The organism is Phytoactinopolyspora mesophila (genome assembly GCF_010122465.1).
Classification (GTDB): Bacteria; Actinomycetota; Actinomycetes; order Jiangellales; family Jiangellaceae; genus Phytoactinopolyspora; species Phytoactinopolyspora mesophila.
Map to the genome: position 1 here is coordinate 490,392 of NZ_WLZY01000002.1, position 18,173 is coordinate 508,564.

Below are 18,173 nucleotides of genomic sequence, written 5' to 3' on the forward strand. Positions count from 1 at the left end.
ACAGCGCCCTGACGATCACCTCTTAGCGACCACAACCCACTGACGATCACCGGGTGGGGTGGGTGAGGCCGGGGCGGGGTGAGGCGGGTGAGGCCGGGGCGGGGTGAGGCGGGTGGGGTGGGTGAGGCTGGGGCGGGGTGAGCTCGGGTGGGTCAGGTGGGGGTGCCGACCACGTCTCGGACTGACGCCCAGCTCCGCAGGACGGCTCGGACGTCGTCATGCCGCTCGGACTCGATGGCCGCGCGGTGGGCGGCGTTGAGGACGTCGTCGACGACGACCCGCCGCCCCGACGCGGCCGACTGCACGGCGGCCTCGACCATCACCAGGCTCAGGACATTGCGGTGCGCGGCGCCGGACGGGGTGCTGCCGGTGCGCAGGGCATGGACGAACTCCGCGAGCGCACCGGCGATCTCCTCCGCCGAGCCTGCCGCCGCGGCCGCCGGAGGGAGTTCCTCCCGGACCTCAGGCGCGTGGTTGGGAGTGTCGACGGTCGGCGGAGAGTCGCCGTCCCACGCAGCGGTACCTTTCTCGCCGCTGACGCGCCAGTTGCCGTTCCACGACGTCTCGCGCCCTGGGCTGCACCAGCTGCCGTTGTAGACGAAGCGTGCGCCGCCGCTGAACTCGAACACCGCCGTGGCGGCGGCGTCTCCGTCGTACCAGCTCCACGGTGGGTTGTACGCGTGGCAGTACACCGCTACCGGATCCTGTCCGACCAGATACCTGGCCGCGTCGAAGTGGTGAATCGCCATGTCCACCAGGAGGGGATGCGGCATCCGTTCGCGGAACCCGCCGAATCGTGGCGCCTTGAAGAACTCGCAGCTCACCGTGCCCACGGCACCAAGTCCGCCGGTCAGCCGGCAGAACTCGGCGAAGGTTTTGAAGTAGCGCCGGGACTGACTGATCATCAGTAGCTGTCCGGCCGCGGCGGCCGCGGCAACCATCGAGAGCGCCTGATCCACGCTCGGCGCGATCGGCTTCTCACACAGCACCGGCAGCCCGCGGCGCAGCGCTTCGAGGTTGACCGCATAGTGCGCCTCCGGGATCGTCACGTCGACCACGGCGTCAGCGCCGACCTCCTCGGCCAGCTCGGACAGCGAGGTTCCCAGCGGTAACCTGGGATGTCCGATCGACGCGGCCGCACGCCGCGCCGCGTCGAGATCGATGTCGACGATGCCGGCGAGCTCAGTGTCGATGGACTCGTTGATGGTGCGCAGCCAGCCGAGCCCCATGGCCCCGGCGCCGACCTGGATGATGCGCAGAGGGCTGGTCGAAGGGACGTGTGCTGGGTCAGGTGGGGTCATCGTCGTCGGCGTCAGCGCTCGAGTGCGCCTTCGTAACCGTGACCGTTGAAGAAGTCCCCGGTTTCGTAGCGCAGCAGCGTCGGGTCGGAGCGTTCGGGGCGGTCCGAGCGGGCCCATGCCACCCCGTTGGCGATGACCTTCCGGATGTCTTTGTGGTGATAGACGGGGTAGTCCTGGTCGCCGGGGGAGAAGTAGAAGATCCGGCCGTGGCCGCGGCGGAACGTGCAGCCGCTGCGGAACACTTCGCCACCGCTGAACGAGCTGATGAAGATCAGTTCGTCCGGTGCGGGGATGTCGAACTGTTCGCCATACATTTCCTGTGCATCGACGATGATCGGGTGGGGCACGCCCTGGGCGATCGGATGGGTCGGATCTACCGTCCAGATCAGCTCGCGGTCGTTTTCGCTGCGCCAGCGCAGCGTGCAGCTGGTGCCCATGAGCTTGCGGAATATCTTCGACCAGTGGCCGGAGTGGAGAACGACGAGTCCCATCCCGGCCAGCACATGCTGGTGAACGCGGTCGACGACGACGTCGCTGACCTCGTCGTGTGCGGCATGGCCCCACCAGACCAGGACGTCGGTAGCGGCCAGCACGTCTTCGGTGAGGCCGTGCTCGGGGTCGTCGAGGGTGGCGGTGCGGACAACGGCCTGATCGGCGAGGTTCTCCTCGATGCCTTCTCTGATGGTGGTGTGCATGCCGCGCGGGTAGATCTTGGCTACCTCCGGCTCGAGCTGCTCGTGGCGGTTCTCGCCCCAGACGACGACGCGGGTCGCGCCAGTGGTGGGTGTGATGGTCATCAGAGTCCGTTTCTGTGCGGCGTCTGGATCAGGCAGCTAAGCGGTTAACCGCCGCTGGCTTTTGATTGTTCGCATCTTTACGTGGGCGTGTCAAGACTCATCGTCAAAACGCTTAACCGGGATTAGACTGCTGGTGAAAAGGCTCGGCCGCGAGGCCGCACGCCATGGACTCCGCTTTCGCGGCCGACCTGACGACCGGGACGTACCTTGGCAACCATGCGCGACGTCGCCGAACGCGCCGGTGTGTCCATCGCCACGGTGTCTTTCGTCGTGAACAACACCAAGCGGGTCGCTCCGGCCACGCGGGAGCGCATCGAAGCTGCCATGGCCGAGCTGGGTTTCCGGCGTAACGTCGTCGCCCGAGCGCTGGCCAGTAGGCGGACGCATATCCTCGCCGTGGCCTATCCGGCGTTGCAGCACCGGCTCGGCAGTACGGCGATGGGTTTCATCACCAGTGCCGCGAGCGCGGCCAGCGAGCACGATTACCACCTGGTGCTCTGGCCGGTGGACAACGACGGCGGGGAGCTGTCCGAGCTGATGCGCGAAGGGCTCGTCGACGGCATCGTGCTGATGGAGGTGCTACTCCACGACCCGCGGGTGGACACACTGCTCTCGGCTCGCATGCCGTTCGCGATGATCGGCCGCACCGCCGATCCCACCGGGCTTGCTTTCGTGGACATCGACTTCGAGGTGACAGTCGAGAAGGGGCTGGATCACCTGCAAGGGCTCGGGCATCGTGAGATTGTCTTCGTGTCGGAGCGTCCGCCGTCGGAGGCATTTCGCGCCTATGGCGCCAAGGTGCGTGCCGAGGCGGCATTCCGGCGCAGCTGTGCTGAGCGCGGCCTGGAGCCGGTGATCGTGGAGTGTGCGCAGAATGCCGCCGGTGGCCGCGAGCTGGCACACGAACTGATCGAGGCGCGGCCGCGAACCACGGCGATCATGATCATGAACGAGCACGCCGCCTTCGGTGTCGTGTCCGGGCTGGCGCGGCGCGGTGTCCGGGTGCCCACTGACCTCTCGCTGTTGTCGATCAGCACCTCGTCGGACATGGGCGCGACTTCCGACCCGGTGTTGTCGATCATGCGCTCGCCGGGCAAGGAGCTGGGGCGCCTGGGCGTCGAGTTGGTGATCGCGCAGTTGGAAGGAAACGAACCGCCAGGGTCGCGGCTGCTGCCGTGCGAGCTGGAACCAGGAGAGTCGACGGCGCCCGCCCCGCCCTCACCCCCGTCGCCCATGATCATGAACACTTCTTGACCAATATGGTCACGAAGTGTTCATGATCATGGGCGGTAGGGGAGGACGACGATGCGTTCGGTGCTGGCTTCCAGGAGCTGTGGATCGACTGACGAGAGCGCGCCGATCTCGGCGAGTGACCGGTATCCGAGGCGAGCGTCACGCTCCTCGACGAACGCGCGGGCAACCGTGGCGTCCCATCCGAGCACGTAGACAATGCTGTCGGCCGAGGCGTTGTTGAGATCGACGAGTCCGCCGTCGTCGTAGTCGCGAGGGCGGTCCGGGCGGCCAATGTGCAGGTCAAGGGCAAGTTGAGGGTCGCGCTCGCTGAGGGCGCGGGCTTCGCTGCGGCGGGCCCGGTTGTCGAGCGCCTTCTGCAGGGCGGGGTCGACGTCCGGTCCGCGGCGGCCGAAGACGACGTTGCGGCCGGTGGCGGCCGCGACGGCTCCGCCGGCCATGGTGGCAATCAGCAGCATGCCGTAACCCGCGCCGGCGGCGCTGGCTGCCATGGCGACGAGGATGCCCGCGGAGGCGAGCAGCAGCACCGCCGCGGTCAGGAACCAAGCGACGGTGCGTGCGCGGTACCAGACCTGACCTGCCGGAACCCAGGCCAGCAGCCCGAGACTGAATACAGGTAGCGCGATCCACACGACCTGGCCGATTGCTCGAACGAAGCGATTGCCGTTGTTCGTGCGATCAGTGGGCTGGCGCTGCCCGCCGGGCGAGCTGGCGGAGAAGGATCCAGACATGGGGTCGAGGGTAGCTGAATGAGCGCGCCGGGTTTGGCTCCGGCGAGGTCACCGATGTGGTGCGTCAGCCGATCTCGTGTACGTGGTGGGGGTTGTGCTCATCCGGGTGTGCGCCTTTGGCGTGGTCGGCGTGGAACAGTGCCTGCTGGAGAAGCTGGCGGACGTGGGTGTCGGCCGCGTGGTAGTAGATGAAGGTGCCTTCCCGGCGGCTTTCCACCAAGCCGGACAGCCTGAGCTTGGCCAGATGCTGACTGACCGCGCTTGGGGTGGCGTCGACCAACTCTGCCAGGCAGTTGACTGACGATTCACCCTGCAGCAGCGCCCACATGAGCTTGATGCGGGTGGGGTCGGCGAGCATTCGCAATGCACGCGCCGCACCGTCGACCTGGTCGGTAGTGGGCATGTTGAAGGCCGCGACGCTCTCATGCATGGGGCAATCTTACATTGCGAGATAAGTATTTAAGTAGTCATGCATATATTTATGCTTGCATATTATGAGCAACGATCGACGAGGCGGCCTTGGTCGCGAGGACGCCAATGAGCACGGCCACGGCCACGGCCACGGGCATGGGCATGGCCACGAGCACGGCGGAGGGGGCCAATCGTGGGGCCGCCGTCTGGTGCACGCGATCAAACCGCACTCGCACGACATGACCGACGCGATCAGCACAGCGGAAGACGCCAGCGGCGCCGGTATCCGCGCTGCGTGGATCGGCCTGGCGGGCATGATGGCGACCGCGGCGCTGCAACTGGGAATCGTGGCGATCAGCGGTTCCATCGGGCTGCTTGCCGACGCCGTGCACAGCCTGGGACACGCGGTCACGACCATTCCACTACTGATCGCGTTCCGCATCGGGCGCCGCCGCCCGACCAAGCGTTACCCGTACGGATACCGGCGTGCCGAAGACCTTGCGGGAGTGCTGATCGCGTTGGTCATCGCGCTTTCGGCGGTCTTGATCATTGTCGAATCGGTGGACGCCCTGCTCGACCCGCGCGAGCTGACCAATCTCGGCTGGGTGTTCGCGGCAGCAACCGTCGGCGTGATCGGCAACGAGATCGTCGCGGTCTACCGGATCCGGATCGGGCGCCGGATCGGCTCGGCCGCTCTGGTCGCCGAGGGGTATCACGCCCGTTCCGACGGATTGACCTCGATGGTGGTGGTCGTCGGCGTCATCGGTGTGTGGGCGGGCTTCCCGCAGGCGGATGCGGCGGCCGGTTTCCTGGTGGCGGTGGCGATCCTGTGGATTTTGATCAGTTCGTGCAAGACGATCTTCCGTCGCCTGATGGATGGTGTCGACGACGGCACCGTGGACGAGATCGAGGCCGTCGCGGCGGATGTTCCGGGTGTGCTGGACGTCGAGCGGGTCCGGGCGCGCTGGACGGGGCATCGGCTCGAAGCGGACATCATCGTCGCAGTGGACCGGCAGTTGAGTGTTGAGGCGGGCCACGCCGTCGCTCGTGCCGTGCACAACGCTTTGACCAGCGGCGTCGGCCATCTTGAACACGTGGTGATCCACGTCCACCCGGCGTCCGTTCCCGTGATCATGAACACTTAACGACCAATACGGTCACTAAGTGTTCATGATCATCGGGCAAGGCGGTCCACCAGTGCGCGCAGCGGATCGTCGTCGGCCGTTCCCACGTCTATGCCCAGCTCGGCCGGGGTGCCGATTTCCAGCCGGCCGTCCTCGGTGACCAGCCAGACGTTGTCCGCGTGGCGCAGCATGTGCTCGACGTCGTGCGTCGACATGAGCACCGCGAGCCCGTGCTCTTGAGTCAACGAGCGCAGCAGATTGGTGAGCTCCAGGCGGGCGCGGACGTCGAGAAACGCGCTCGGCTCGTCGAGCAGCAGCACGCGTGGCTCCTGGGCCAGCGCACGAGCGATCATGATGCGCTGGCGTTCGCCGTCGCTCATCTCTGACACCGAACGGCCCGCGAGCGATGTCGCGCCGGCCGCGGCAAGCGCCTCGTCCACGACCGCGCGGTCGTGGTCGTCCAGGTGACCGGACCACCCGGTATGGGGATACCGGCCCAGGGCGACAACGTGCCAGGCCAGGAGGGCACCCACCGCTACCCGGTCGGTCAGGACGACGGCGACTTGGCGGGCGAGTTCCGCCGCGGACATCTGATGGATTGAACGCCCGCCCACCAGCACCTCGCCGCTCATCAACGGCTGCGAGCGCACCAGGCTGCGCAGGAGTGTCGACTTGCCGGACCCGTTCGGTCCGACCAGGCAGGTGAGCTCACCGGCTGACAGGCCCGCATCGACGCCGGAGAGAACGACGCGGCCTCGCCTGGGCGGGCGGCCGTACCCGACGCTCACGCCGCGGGCATGCAGCACGGGATCGGAGGGTGCCGTCGTCATACCGAGAACCCGCCTCCGTTGCGGTTGATGCGCAGCAGAACGCGCAGCACCACAGGCGCCCCGATCAGCGCCAACGCGGCATTGAGCGGCAGGACGGTGTCGGTGCCGGGAAGCTGCGCGAAGATCCCGGCTATCAAGGCGATGACGGCACCGACCAGGGCAGATCCCGGGATGAGTAGCCGGTGGTCCGTGGTGCCGAACAACCCCCTGGCCAGATGCGGAGCGGCGATCCCGAGAAACGCGATCGGCCCGGCGTATGCGGTCACCGCGCCAGCGAGCAGTGCGGTGCTTGCCATGGCTGTCAGCCGGAACCGGCGCACCGACATACCCATGCTCTGGGCATACCGCTCACCGAGCAGTGACGCGTTCAGCTGTTTGGTGCTGACCACCAGGATCAGCACGCCGAGCACCACCAGCCCGCCGAGGATCGGCAGCTGCGCGGTCCGCACGCCCTGGAAACTTCCGAACTGCCAGGCGGTGAACGCGACCACCGCTTCGGGGCGGGCGAAGTAGACAAGCACGTTGGTGATGGCGGTGAGGAACGCACCGAACATCATCCCGGCGACGAGCACGATGACGGTGTTCTGCACCCGCGCGGCGATTGCCGACATCACGAGAAGCACACTGAACGCTCCGGCGGCCGCGGCGCCGACCACGCCGAGGCCTTGGAGCGGGGCGACGGCGGCGAGGAGCGTGGCGCTGAGCCCGGCGGTAGCTCCCTGGGGCAGAAGCACCAGGCCGACGCCGACACTGGCGCCGGCGGTGACCCCAAGGACATAGGGTTCGGCGAGGGCGTTGCGGAACAGGGTCTGCATGGCCAGCCCGGCCAGCGCCATCGCAGCTCCGGCCAGCACCGCGGTGATGGCCCGGGGCAGCCTGAGGTCCATGACGATCGAGGTCCAGGTGTCCCGGCCGGCGTCCTGCCCGGACAAGATCCCGACTACTTCACCGAGCGGAATGGAAACCGAGCCCCACGCCAGCGTCGCGAGAAAGGCGCCGACGCATCCGGCGGCGAGGCACCCGAAGACGACGACCTGCCGGGGGCCGACAAGCCGCTGCCCGTCAGTGGTCCCGGCCGCCGGCCGGCCGGCTCCGGGCAGCTTGCCCGTGCCGGCCGGCCTGCGTCGCGCTACCGTTTCTGTCACTGAGCGAGCAATCAGTCGCTGCTGGCCACGGGGCCGATGAACTCGAGCTCATGCTCGGGGAGCAGGTCGGGATGCAGGATGCTGACGGCGTCGGCGAGCATGAGGTCAACGTCCAGCGAGCCGTTGAGGAAGTAGTCGACGCCCCGCTTGCCCATGCGGTGGTAGGTGCTGCCCTCGTTGAGCGGACGCAGGCCGGCCAGCTGTGGTTCAGCGTCGCGGTAGTCCTGCTGCGTTTCGTGCGACGGGAAGAAGGTGAGGTCGAGCCAGGCGTCGGCGGAGGCGCCCTCGTCGATGAATCGCTCGAGCGAGATGGTCGCGATCCCGCCGCCGTCGATGTCTGGGATCGGCACGCCGCCTGCTTCGCGGACCAGCTGCGGTTCGAACCGCTGGTTTTCGCGCGTGGTCACGTCGCTGCCGTCGCCGGTGACACCGAGCAGCATGGTCGGCGGATCGTCGATCGTGGCGACATGGTTGTCCACGAGCTCTCGCAGCTCTAGGTAGCGCTGCTCGATGGCCTCGAACTCGGCATTTGCCTCGGCTTCGAGGTTGAAGAACAGCGACAGGAACTTGATTTGTTCAGCTGCACCCAGCGGCGACTCCGTGTAGGGGAAGTAGAAGACGACGGGGATGCCGAGCTCGGCGATCTGGCCGAACATGGCGTCGTCGCCGGCGTAGTTCGTGTAGAAATCCGGGTCGGATTCGGCGAGAGCCTCGTAGTTCACCTCGTAGCCGATCTCGGCGACGGCGCCGCTGTCGACGCGAGCGGCGATGTCGGGCAGGTACGGGGCCTCTACCTCGCCGAAGAACACTTCCGCCTGGCCGACCAGCGCGTCAGCGACGCCCAGCCGTTCGACGGCCGCGTACAGGACGCTGCCGCCGTCCACGAAGGTGGCGGTGGGGATCTCCAGGACGGTTGCGTCGGCGAGGTCGCCCTCGAGCTCAGGCTCTGGCACGCCGCACGGAACCAGCACATAGGTGTTCTCGACCTCCCGGCTGCCGGCCGCGGCGTGCCCTCCGGCCGCGTCCACCCGGGTGCTGAGTACCTTGTAGGAGTCTTCGTACCGGACATTCCACCCCTGGGCGTAGACCGCCTCGACCTTGTCGGGGAAGTAGTCGACTCCTTCCTGGAACTCTTCGACGCAGCCGTCGCTGCCGAGGCCGACGGCCGCGACATCACCGTCCGGGTGGGTCGTGGGATCTGCGGCAGAGTCCTCCGCGGTGTCGTCGCCGCCGCATGCGGTCACGATCAGTACGCAGAGCGCCGCCGCGCTTGCACAGGCGTTTCGCTGCAGGTTTCGCACAAGTGCCCCTCGATCGTCCTTCTAGTGCAGGTTATATGAGAATTAGTCCCATTTTCATTTGTGTGGAGGTTAGCCGGAACCGGCGGTCTTGGCAACGACGCCTCATCTGGCGGATCCGTGGGCCCGGGCGGATCCGTGGACCCCGCCGGATCTATGGGCCCTGGCGCTCCGCCCCCTATCCGGTGATCGTCAGTGGGTTGTGGTTGTGAGGCCGCGACCACGGCCCACTCTCGATCACCTCGTAACGACCACGGCGCACTGTCGATCACCGAGATGGGGGAAGGCGAATGGGGGTTGCGCATTCGCGGCAGGTGGGCTCTACTTGGTAACTAATGAGAGCGATTATCAATAAGCGGCGTACCGGCGGTGCTTCAGCGGAGGCCGCCGCGGCGGCTGGCAGCTACCACGGCGCGGCCGAGCAGGAAGTCGCTGACCAGCAGCGAAGCAAGAAATCTGGCTCGCTCGGGACCTCTGGAGCCGCATCATCCGAGGATGAACGGACGAAGCGGCCCGGCGTGATGCCGGTCGGTGCCCGGCTCCTGCGCCTGTCGGCCGGAGCGCGCCGCTGGATGGCTCTGGGTGTGCTGGTGTCGCTGACCATCACGGCCACGTATGTCGCTCAGGGGGTGCTGATCGCTTCGGCCCTGGTGCGGATCTTCGACGGCGCCGAGTGGCAGGAGATCGTCCCACTGCTGCTCGGAACTCTCCTCCTGCTCGCGGTCCGGACAGTGCTGTTGTGGGCCGGTGAGCTCGTCGCCGTCTCCACCGGTGTCGCCATCAAGGCGCGCCTCCGGCGGCGGCTCTATGAGCAACTGTTCGTCCTTGGGCCCGGCTACACCACGGGCGTGCGCACCGGGACAGTGCAGGCGACAGTGGTGGACGGCGTTGAAAAGCTGGAAACGTACTTCAGCAAGTTCCTCGTCCAGCTGATCGCCGCCGTGGTGGGTTCGGCGGCGATCCTGGCCGGCATGGCCGTCGTCGACCCGATGATCGGGGCGGTTCTCGCCGGCGCGGCGGTCGCCATCTCCGCGACGCCGCTGATCGCGCGCCGATTGCAGGCCGAGCGCTCAGCTTGGTTCTGGGACTCCTGGCGGCAGCTCGGCGGAGAGTATCTGGACGCGCTGCAGGGAATGACGACGCTGAAAGTCTTCGACGCCAGTGGGCGGCGCGGCCGGCAGTTGTCCGAGCGGTCCTGGGACTTCTACCGCGCGTCGATCCGGTTCGTCAGCGTCGCCAACCTGCGAACCGGTGCTATGGGCCTGCTGTCCGCGGGTGGTGTGGCGCTGGCCGTCGGGTTGGGGGCAGTCCGCCTGTCCACCGGCGCCTTGACCGCCTTTCAGCTGCTGCTGGTCCTGCTACTGGCTCGTGAAGCATTCCGGCCGCTGGAAGATCTGCAGAAGGCATATCACTCCGCCTATCCGGCGATATCCGCCGCCCGGGGGGTGTTCCGGCTCCTGGAGTCCGAGCCGGTGGTCACCGATCCGGCCGAGAATGGCGTGTCTGCCGGCAGCGGCGCGATCACGTTCGACGACGTCACGTTCGCCTACCGGCCATCGAAGCCCGCGGTCCTGACCAACGTCTCACTGCGGATCGACGCGGGCGAGACCGTCGCCCTCGTCGGCCGATCCGGCGCGGGCAAGAGCACCGTGGTCGCGCTGCTGCTTCGGTTCTTCGACCCCCAAACAGGGCGGATCTGCCTCGGCGACGCCGACCTCAGCACACTGCCGTTGGCAGACCTACGACAACGCATCGCGCTTGTATCCCAGAGCACGTACCTCTTCCACGGCACTGTCCGGGCCAACCTGGCGCTCGGCGCCCCGCACGTCAGCGATGAGCAGATCGACGACGCGGCCCGGTCCGCCGGCGCGTACGAGTTCATCAGCCGGCTGCCGCACGGATACGAAACCCTCGTGGGGGAACGCGGGCTGACGCTCTCGGGTGGCGAGCGACAACGTATCGCCATCGCCCGGGCGCTGCTGAAGGATGCGCCGATCCTGGTGCTCGACGAGGCCACTTCCAGCATCGACGCTGCCAATGAGGCCGAGATACAGCAAGCGCTTGACCGGCTGAGCGCCGGGCGCACCACTCTGGTGATCGCGCACCGGCTGTCCTCCGTGCGGGCCGCGGACCGGATCGTGTTGCTGGAGCGCGGTCGCCTCGCGGCCACCGGCACGCACCAGGAACTGCTCGAGAGTTCCGCGGCCTACGCCCGGCTGGTCGCGGCCCAAGGAACCGACGATCCATCCGACGACGACGCTCACTTTGGTGACGACGCTCCGTCTCGACGCAACGACGAGAGCGAGGGGATCGCGCGATGAGCCTCGCCGTATCGCTGCGTCCGTTGTTCCGGATCGTGCGGGGCTATCGCCGGCATCTGCTCGGCGCCGTCGGCAGCGGCGTCGTCGACCAAGCACTGGCCGTCGCCAGCGCGGCCGTCGGGGCGTGGCTGGTAGGCGCGGCCATCACCGGGACGCCGGTTTCGGAGCTGCGCCCTGGACTGATCGCGCTGGCGATGCTGGTGCTGCCGAGGGCCGCCATGGGCTGGCTCGAATCGTACCTCGCGCACGACATGGCGTTCCGGGTACTGGTGGATATCCGCGAAGAGCTGTATCTCGGCTTCGAGCGACAGGCGCCGTCGGCCCAGCGGGGGCAGCGCTCCGGTGATCTCGTCTCGACGGCGATGGACGACGTCGAACGCCTTGAGGTGTTCTTCGCGCACACGCTGAGCCCGCTGGTGGTGGCGGTGGTTGTCCCCACGGGCTCGCTGGCGGCGCTGTGGTTCATTCATCCGGGCCTGGCGCTGGCGCTGTTGCCGATCGCGGTGCTCGTGGCGTCGGTACCGGCCTGGCTGCGCCGGCGGGCCGAGCGACAGGGCCGGGCGCTGCGCACCACACTCGGCGTGGTCAATGCCGAGGCTGTGGACGGCGTCCAAGGGCTGCGCGAGATCGTCGCGTTCAACGCCCAGCAGGACTTCCTCGACCAGCTCGACGAACGAACCCGCGATCTGCACAAGGCCCAGCTCGCTCACGGGAGCCGCACCGGTGCCGAACGGGCGGCAGCTGACGGACTGATCGCGCTTGGCGTGATCATCACTCTGGGCACGGCGGCAGCCCTGGTCACAGCCGGCTCGATGGCAGCCGCGCTGTACCCGACCGCTGTTGTGCTGGCTGGTGCGGCGCTGGCTCCGGTTGGCAAGCTGGGCGATGCCGGCCGCGAGCTCGGGATCGTCACAGCGGCTAGCGCGCGCGTCTTCTCGGTCATCGACGCGCCCGCGACGGTACCGGACGAAGGCACGCGAGAGCTGCCCGCGCCCGCGCTGGACGGCACCGCGACGGGGCTAGCTTTCCGGCAGGTTTCCTTCCGTTACGCTCCCGACCTGCCGCTCGCGGTCAACGACGTCACGTTCGACGTCGCGCCAGGTGAGACAGTCGCGCTTGTCGGCCACTCCGGGGCTGGAAAGTCCACGCTGGCGCACCTACTAGTGCGGTTCTGGGACGTGACGAACGGTTCGGTGTGCATCGCCGGCATCGACGTGCGCGAGCTGCCGCAGCACACGCTCCGTCGCCTAGTCTCCTTCGTGCCTCAGGATGTTCACCTGCTGACCTGCAGCGTCGCGGACAACATCGCGCTTGCCCGGCCTGGTGCCAGCCGTGCCGAGATCGAGAACGCGGCCCGCGCCGCGCACGCGCACGAGTTCATCGTCGACGAACTGCCGGAAGGCTACGACACGATGGTGGGGGAGTGGGGCGGCCGGCTTTCCGGAGGGCAGCGGCAACGTATCGCGATCGCTCGCGCCCTCCTGCGTGACGCCCCGATCCTCGTCATGGACGAGCCGGTATCCAATCTCGACGGAGAGAGCGAGCGCGCACTGCGGCTCGCGATGTCGCGCGTCCGCGCTGGGCGTACGACGGTGCTCGTCGCGCACCGGATGTCGACGATCCGCAGCGCCGATCGGCTCGTCGTGCTGGAGCGAGGCAGGGTCGCCGAATCGGGCACCCACACCCAGTTGCTCGCCGCCGGTGGTGCCTACAGCCGGCTCGTCGCCCACCAAGCCGGGGCACACACCCGTGTGTCTCACGTACCAGATCAGGACAAGGAGGTGATGAGCCATGATTCGTGAGGTCAACGAAGCGCGGGAAGAAACCATCGCGCCGCACAACCACGCCGTGACCGCGGCCAGCTTCCACTGGAGCTGATTCTGGTGCACACCCGTGAGGCCGGCCCGAACCCGGCCTCACGGGCCCCACCACCTACCACTGAATCATGTGAAGGGACCGGGTCATGACACTGTACGCCGAGAACACCGCGAAGGACGGCGTCCGGACAGCCATGGACGTCGACGTCCGTCCGCTGGGCGAGGCCCGGTCGCTGCTGGTGACCTCGTCCGGCCGGCTGTTCGAGCTGGACCGGCAGCCGGATCAACTGCTTGCGGATCTGGATGCGCTGGCCGCGAACCTCGACCAACCGCCCTGGCCGGAGCTCGCGGCCGTGCTGCGTGAAGCCGGAGCGCTGGAACGTCCGGCGCTGGAAGACTCGAGGCGAACCGAGCCAGTGGTGCTGGCCGACTCGACGCTCTTCGCCGTCGTCGAGCGGCTCGCACCGAACGCCACGGTTCAGCCGTTGCCCGCCGCCGGCGCCGAGCTGAACGCCGTGATCGACGCCGCCGGCGACGGCGAGCTACTGCTGATGCGCGATCGTTTCGATCCGGAACTGTTGGTCGCGGTCGACGAGTTGTGCGCGGCTTCCGGCGCGCGCTGGGCGCCCTTCCACCTGGACAGGGGCAGGGCGTGGCTGGGCCCGGCCATTCAACCGGGGCACGGCGCCACCTACCGTGACCTGCTGATGCGCCGCCGGTGCGCGGCCCAGCGGGCCGACCTCGCCGCGGCCCTGCTGCAGCCGCCGTTGAACGGGGCTTTGCGCCCGCCGGACGAGGCGAGCCTGTCGTGGCTGGTCGCACTGTTCCTGGCCGAAGTCCGGCGCTGGCTGACCGGTGGAGCGTCGTCGCTGGTGGGCAACGAGATCGAGGCCGATCCCGCCGGGCCGATCATCCGGCCGCACCCGGTGCTTCCACCGCCCGACGCCGAGTTCGATCCTGCCGACGTGTCGGTGAACCACCTCGTGAGCGGCGTGGATCTGCTGCGCGACGACCGCCTGGGCATCGTGACATCCGTGCGGCGGATCACCCACCACCCGTCGATCCCGAAGGAACTGGCGACGGTGCAGGCGGACGTCGCCGACATGGGCCGCGTGTATCCGTGGGCGCCGAACGTCGTCTGCGGCGGCAGCCTCTTCGGTGACGCGGCGGCGGCCGAGGCGGCGGCCATCGGGGAGAGCGTGGAGCGGTACTGCGGAAACTGGGTCCGGCCGGACCGGCTGCGACTGGCGTCGTACGACGAACTGACCAGCTCCGGCGAGCACGCCCTGGACCCCGCGAAGCTGGTGCTGTATTCGGCCGACCTGTACAACGCGCCAGGGTTTCCGTTCGTGCCGTTCGGCCCGGACTTGCGGGTTCACTGGGTGCGAGGATCGTCGCTCACCACTGGACGGGCGACGTGGGTGCCGGCCAGCCTGGTCTATGTCAACTGGTACGTCGGACCGTACGCTGACGCACCGAAGACGAACTACCCGATGTATGCCGGGCTGGCCGGCGGCGCGAGTTACGACGACGCGGTCCGCTCCGGCCTCGAAGAGATCATCGAACGCGACATCACGATGATCTGGTGGGCGAACCGGGAGCCGCTGCCCGTCCTGGAACCGCCACGCAGGCTCGCCGCTCTCTTCGACGGAGCGCCGGCGGCGCACGGGCAGCGGGCGTGGCTGGTGTCGCTGGACAACGAGTTCGGTGTCCCGGTGATCGCGGGCGTCGTCGACAACGAACAGGACGAGATCCTCGCCATCGGCTTCGGTGCGCGCGACAATCCCGAACAGGCCGCTCTCAAAGCCTGGGCCGAGGCGTTGACCTTGCAGGAGATCGCCCGCGATCTGCAAGAGCCCGACGGACGCTTCTGGAAGGCGGTCCGAGGCGGGATGAAACGCCAGGGCTTCATGAAGCCCTGGCGGGCCGACCGCGCCTACCTCGATGATTTCCGGCCGGACTTCCGCGACGTCGGCGATCTCGAATGTCAGATGCAGTTGCATCTCGATCCTCGCGCCCGGGAGACGGTCCGGCCATGGACGCTGGCTGGGCCCCGGCGGCCGTTGGACGCGGTGCACTCCCTGCCCGATCGTAGTCTCGGCACCTATCAGCACCTGGTGGAACGGGCCGGCTACGAGATTCTCGTCGTCGACCTCACCACCCCCGACGTCGCAGCCAGCGGGCTACGGGTGGTGCGTGTCGTCGTTCCCGGGCTGGTGTCCAACTTCCCCGCGGCCTTCCCGTTCACCGGCCACCGCCGCTTGCAGGACGCCCCGGTGGATCTCGGGTGGCGAGACGAGCCGATGCCGGAGCACGAACTCAACCAGTTCCCACTGCCACACGCCTAGGAGGAGACAATGACCGACGCGAATACGCTGAACGCCGCCAGCTATGGCCCGGAATGGGCCGCGATCTGGGACCAGGAATTCGGTACCCGGCCCGATACCCACGACGCTGTGCGGACCCTGGCTGATCTCGCTGACGGACGCCCTGTGCTCGAACTCGGCATCGGTACCGGCCGGCTTGCACTACCGCTGGTCGAGAAAGGGCTGACGGTCAGCGGCGTGGATAACTCACCGTGGATGATCGAGCAGCTGAAAGCCAAGCCACTCGGCCAGGAGATCGATGTCGTCGAAGGCGACTTCGCCACTGTCACGGTGCCGGGCGAATACGGGCTGGCGTTCATCTCAAGCCACGCATTGTTCGCTCTCACCTCCCAGGAGGAGCAGGTGCGGTGTTTCGAGAACGCAGCCGCGCACCTGGTGCCCGGAGGGGTTTTCGCGATCGAGGTGATGTCTCCCCAGAGCGGTGCGCTGGAGAACGGGCGGTGCTGGACGACGAGTGTCGGCGCCGACTCACTGACCATGTTCGTCTCGACCGCGGACCACGTCAGCCAGCAGATGCGTATGTGTCACTTCACCATCAACGGTGATGGGACGGCCCGGTTGCGCCCGGCGGCCTCCCGATATGCCTGGCCGGCGGAGCTCGATCTCATGGCACGGATAGCGGGCATGCGGCTGCGAGACCGCTGGGGCGGCTGGGATCAGCGTCCGTTCACCGCGCAGTCCACCTTGCACGTCTCTGTCTACGAACGGACGTGAGGCCCATGACCACCAGCTTGCCCGCCACCGACTTGCCCGCCACCGAAGTGGCAAAGGCCGGTGCTGTGCCGGTCTCCATTGGTGCCGCCACCGATGTTGCTGCCGCCAATGGTGCCGGTGCGGCCGGAGTCGGTGACGGGCTACGTGCTGACACCGGATCGTGGGACTTCTCCGGCGACGTGCCGCGGGTGTTCGTCGACCACGCACGTCGTTCGGTGCCGCTATACGACGTCGGCCATGATCTCGTGTGTGACCTGTCGACGTGTTTCGTGGGCCGGAACGGGCGGGGCCTCGCCTATGAACTCGGGTCGTCTACCGGTGAGCTCCTCCGCCGGCTGGCCACCCACGGCCCTTCCAACGCCGCCACCCGGTGGATCGGACTTGATCTCGAGGCCGGTATGACGATCGCCGCCCGCGAGCACTGTGCGGGGCTCAGCAATGTCGATGTGTTCCAGGGCGACGTCACGACTATGTCGTTCGAGCGCTGCGACTTCGTGGTGGCGTACCTGACCCTGCACTTCGTGCCGCTGGACCGCCGCCGTGACGTGGTGCGGCGGGTATACGAGGCACTACGGCCCGGCGGCGCGCTCTTCGTGTTCGACAAGGTGCTGGCCGCCGACGCCCGGCTGGAAGACGTAGTGACGACATTGCACTATCGCTGGAAGCGGCGGGCGGGACTCAGCCCCGAAGAGATCCTCAACAAGAAGGAGAGCTTGCTCGGCGTGCTCCAACCGATCACCGTCGAGGACAATCTGGCCATGCTGCGCGCGGCCGGCTTCCCGAGCGTCGCCAGCGTCCTGAAGCACCTGTGCTTCGAAGGGTTCGTCGCCGTGAAGTGAGTCGCCGAGTGGGCCGCGGTCATTGTCGACGCAGGCATTGTCAATTTTTCGGCGTGACAACACTTGAAACGGGACAATGATCACTCCGGCGCCGGTCGTTCGTCGCCCCGCGTACGCTGTCGCACATGCGAATCGACGACGCCCGTGTGCTCAAGGATCAGTTGCTCGTCGAGGCCCGCACGGAGCTCGTGCCGGCTGACGTCCGCCCGGTGGCTGTCGCGGTCGGGATCTGCCCGCTCGGCGGCGACGAGTATGGCCTCGCGGTGCGACACTCGGCGGAGTCCGCCGCGGTCCGGCCTTTCCTCGACCGGGCTCGTGAGTTGGCTGGTGGCGCATGCGATGTGCGCTACGTAGGTGGGATCTACTCCTTGTCGTGGAATGCGGACGACCTGCAGAAGCGGGCTCGTCCGCTACGTCCCGGTGTATCGATCGCTCACCACGACGTCACGGCCGGAACGCTGGGTGCGTTCGTCGTCCCCCGTGACGATCCCGACGACGACCGGATCCAGGTGCTCTCCAACAATCACGTGCTGGCGAACTCCGATCACGGCCTGGCCGGCGACGTCGTCCTCCAACCGGGTCCGGCCGACGACGGCACCGACCCCGCCGACCGCGTGGGTGTGCTGGACCGAATCGCGCCCTTGCAACGGGACGCGAGCAACGTCGTCGATGCGGCCACCGCCCGGCTGGACGACGGCGTCGAGATCGACGACGTGTATCCGTCCGGAGCGATCATCACCTGGAGCGACATCGTCGCGAGCAGTGAGGTCGAGAAGGTGGGCCGCACCACTGGCCGGACCGCAGGACGGGTGAGCGCGTTCGAGGTGGACGGACTGGTGATCCAATTCCCCGACGGGCCGCTCGAATTCCACGGCCAGATCGAGGTGGCCGGTGACGCCTCCGGGCCGTTCTCGGCCGGCGGCGACAGCGGCTCGCTTGTCTATCAGCCCGCACAGCTCGACGCGCTCGGTTTGCTTTTCGCGGGCAGCGAGCAGGGCGGCCCGGGCGGTTTTGGGCTGACGTATTGCAATCCCATCGGTGCCGTTCTGGATGCACTCGGCGTCCGCCTCGCCGGATCGGTGGATGACTCCCGCGACCGCCGGCCCCTGTAGTTATCCAGCGCTGAGGAACAAGGTCTTGCACGTTCATGAAGTGGGTGACGGAAACGCCAACTGTTGGCATCTACGGCACCGACCTCACCAGCGAG

15 protein-coding genes are annotated in these 18,173 nt (G+C 67.7%); 8 read left to right on the forward strand and 7 right to left on the reverse strand.

The features are described from left to right. Nucleotides 1–152: 152 nt before the first annotated feature. Nucleotides 153–1,301 (reverse strand): Gfo/Idh/MocA family protein, encoded by a 1,149-nt coding sequence (locus tag F7O44_RS08435; RefSeq protein ID WP_162449768.1) that lies wholly within the window; start codon nucleotides 1,299–1,301, stop codon nucleotides 153–155. An 11-nt stretch (nucleotides 1,302–1,312) separates the two neighbouring features. Next, nucleotides 1,313–2,098, reverse strand: a complete 786-nt coding sequence (locus tag F7O44_RS08440; protein WP_162449769.1) for a ThuA domain-containing protein — start codon at nucleotides 2,096–2,098, stop codon at nucleotides 1,313–1,315. 216 nt (nucleotides 2,099–2,314) lie between these two features. Between F7O44_RS08440 and F7O44_RS08445 the strand changes: the two genes are divergently transcribed. Then, the gene (locus F7O44_RS08445; protein WP_162449770.1) at nucleotides 2,315–3,352 is read left to right on the forward strand and encodes a LacI family DNA-binding transcriptional regulator; all 1,038 of its coding nucleotides are present in this window, start codon (nucleotides 2,315–2,317) and stop codon (nucleotides 3,350–3,352) included. 26 nt (nucleotides 3,353–3,378) lie between these two features. On the opposite strand, the gene F7O44_RS08450 is transcribed toward F7O44_RS08445, so the two are convergent. Continuing rightward, entirely contained in the window at nucleotides 3,379–4,080 is a 702-nt protein-coding gene (locus F7O44_RS08450) for a helix-hairpin-helix domain-containing protein (RefSeq protein WP_162449771.1), read from the reverse strand. Between the two features lie 64 nt (nucleotides 4,081–4,144). Further along, a complete protein-coding gene (locus F7O44_RS08455) occupies nucleotides 4,145–4,510 on the reverse strand; it encodes an ArsR/SmtB family transcription factor (protein ID WP_162449772.1) in 366 nt (121 codons plus the stop codon). A 64-nt stretch (nucleotides 4,511–4,574) separates the two neighbouring features. Here F7O44_RS08455 and F7O44_RS08460 point away from each other — a divergent pair, with 64 nt between their 5' ends. Beyond that, nucleotides 4,575–5,636: a cation diffusion facilitator family transporter gene (locus F7O44_RS08460; RefSeq protein ID WP_162449773.1), complete on the forward strand. Its 1,062-nt coding sequence runs from the start codon at nucleotides 4,575–4,577 to the stop codon at nucleotides 5,634–5,636. Nucleotides 5,637–5,665: 29 nt separating this feature from the next. Here the strand turns inward: F7O44_RS08460 and F7O44_RS08465 are convergent, their stop codons facing one another. From F7O44_RS08465 to F7O44_RS08475, 3 genes are read right to left on the reverse strand one after another with little or no spacing between them, the layout of a single operon-like run. Then, nucleotides 5,666–6,445 carry an ABC transporter ATP-binding protein gene (locus F7O44_RS08465; RefSeq protein WP_162449774.1) on the reverse strand — a complete coding sequence of 260 codons (780 nt, stop codon included), beginning with the start codon at nucleotides 6,443–6,445 and terminating at the stop codon, nucleotides 5,666–5,668. After that, nucleotides 6,442–7,590, reverse strand: coding sequence for a FecCD family ABC transporter permease (locus tag F7O44_RS08470; protein WP_222851183.1), 1,149 nt, complete (start codon nucleotides 7,588–7,590; stop codon nucleotides 6,442–6,444). The genes F7O44_RS08465 and F7O44_RS08470 overlap by 4 nt, the downstream gene beginning before the upstream one ends. Before the next feature lie 11 nt (nucleotides 7,591–7,601). Continuing rightward, the gene (locus F7O44_RS08475; protein WP_162449775.1) at nucleotides 7,602–8,891 is read right to left on the reverse strand and encodes an ABC transporter substrate-binding protein; all 1,290 of its coding nucleotides are present in this window, start codon (nucleotides 8,889–8,891) and stop codon (nucleotides 7,602–7,604) included. A 332-nt stretch (nucleotides 8,892–9,223) separates the two neighbouring features. Between F7O44_RS08475 and F7O44_RS08480 the strand changes: the two genes are divergently transcribed. From F7O44_RS08480 to F7O44_RS08505, 6 genes are all read left to right on the forward strand, one after another. Next, the gene (locus F7O44_RS08480) at nucleotides 9,224–11,209 is read left to right on the forward strand and encodes an ABC transporter ATP-binding protein/permease (RefSeq protein WP_162449776.1); all 1,986 of its coding nucleotides are present in this window, start codon (nucleotides 9,224–9,226) and stop codon (nucleotides 11,207–11,209) included. Next, entirely contained in the window at nucleotides 11,206–13,011 is a 1,806-nt protein-coding gene (cydC, locus tag F7O44_RS08485) for a thiol reductant ABC exporter subunit CydC (RefSeq protein WP_162449777.1), read from the forward strand. The genes F7O44_RS08480 and cydC overlap by 4 nt, the downstream gene beginning before the upstream one ends. A gap of 161 nt (nucleotides 13,012–13,172) precedes the next feature. Next, nucleotides 13,173–15,374, forward strand: a complete 2,202-nt coding sequence (locus F7O44_RS08490; RefSeq protein ID WP_162449778.1) for a YcaO-like family protein — start codon at nucleotides 13,173–13,175, stop codon at nucleotides 15,372–15,374. A 9-nt stretch (nucleotides 15,375–15,383) separates the two neighbouring features. Then, nucleotides 15,384–16,127, forward strand: a complete 744-nt coding sequence (locus F7O44_RS08495; protein ID WP_162449779.1) for a class I SAM-dependent DNA methyltransferase — start codon at nucleotides 15,384–15,386, stop codon at nucleotides 16,125–16,127. 5 nt (nucleotides 16,128–16,132) lie between these two features. Then, nucleotides 16,133–16,966 (forward strand): methyltransferase domain-containing protein, encoded by an 834-nt coding sequence (locus F7O44_RS08500; protein ID WP_162449780.1) that lies wholly within the window; start codon nucleotides 16,133–16,135, stop codon nucleotides 16,964–16,966. Nucleotides 16,967–17,091: 125 nt separating this feature from the next. Continuing rightward, entirely contained in the window at nucleotides 17,092–18,078 is a 987-nt protein-coding gene (locus F7O44_RS08505; protein ID WP_162449781.1) for a chymotrypsin family serine protease, read from the forward strand. Nucleotides 18,079–18,173 lie beyond the last annotated feature (95 nt).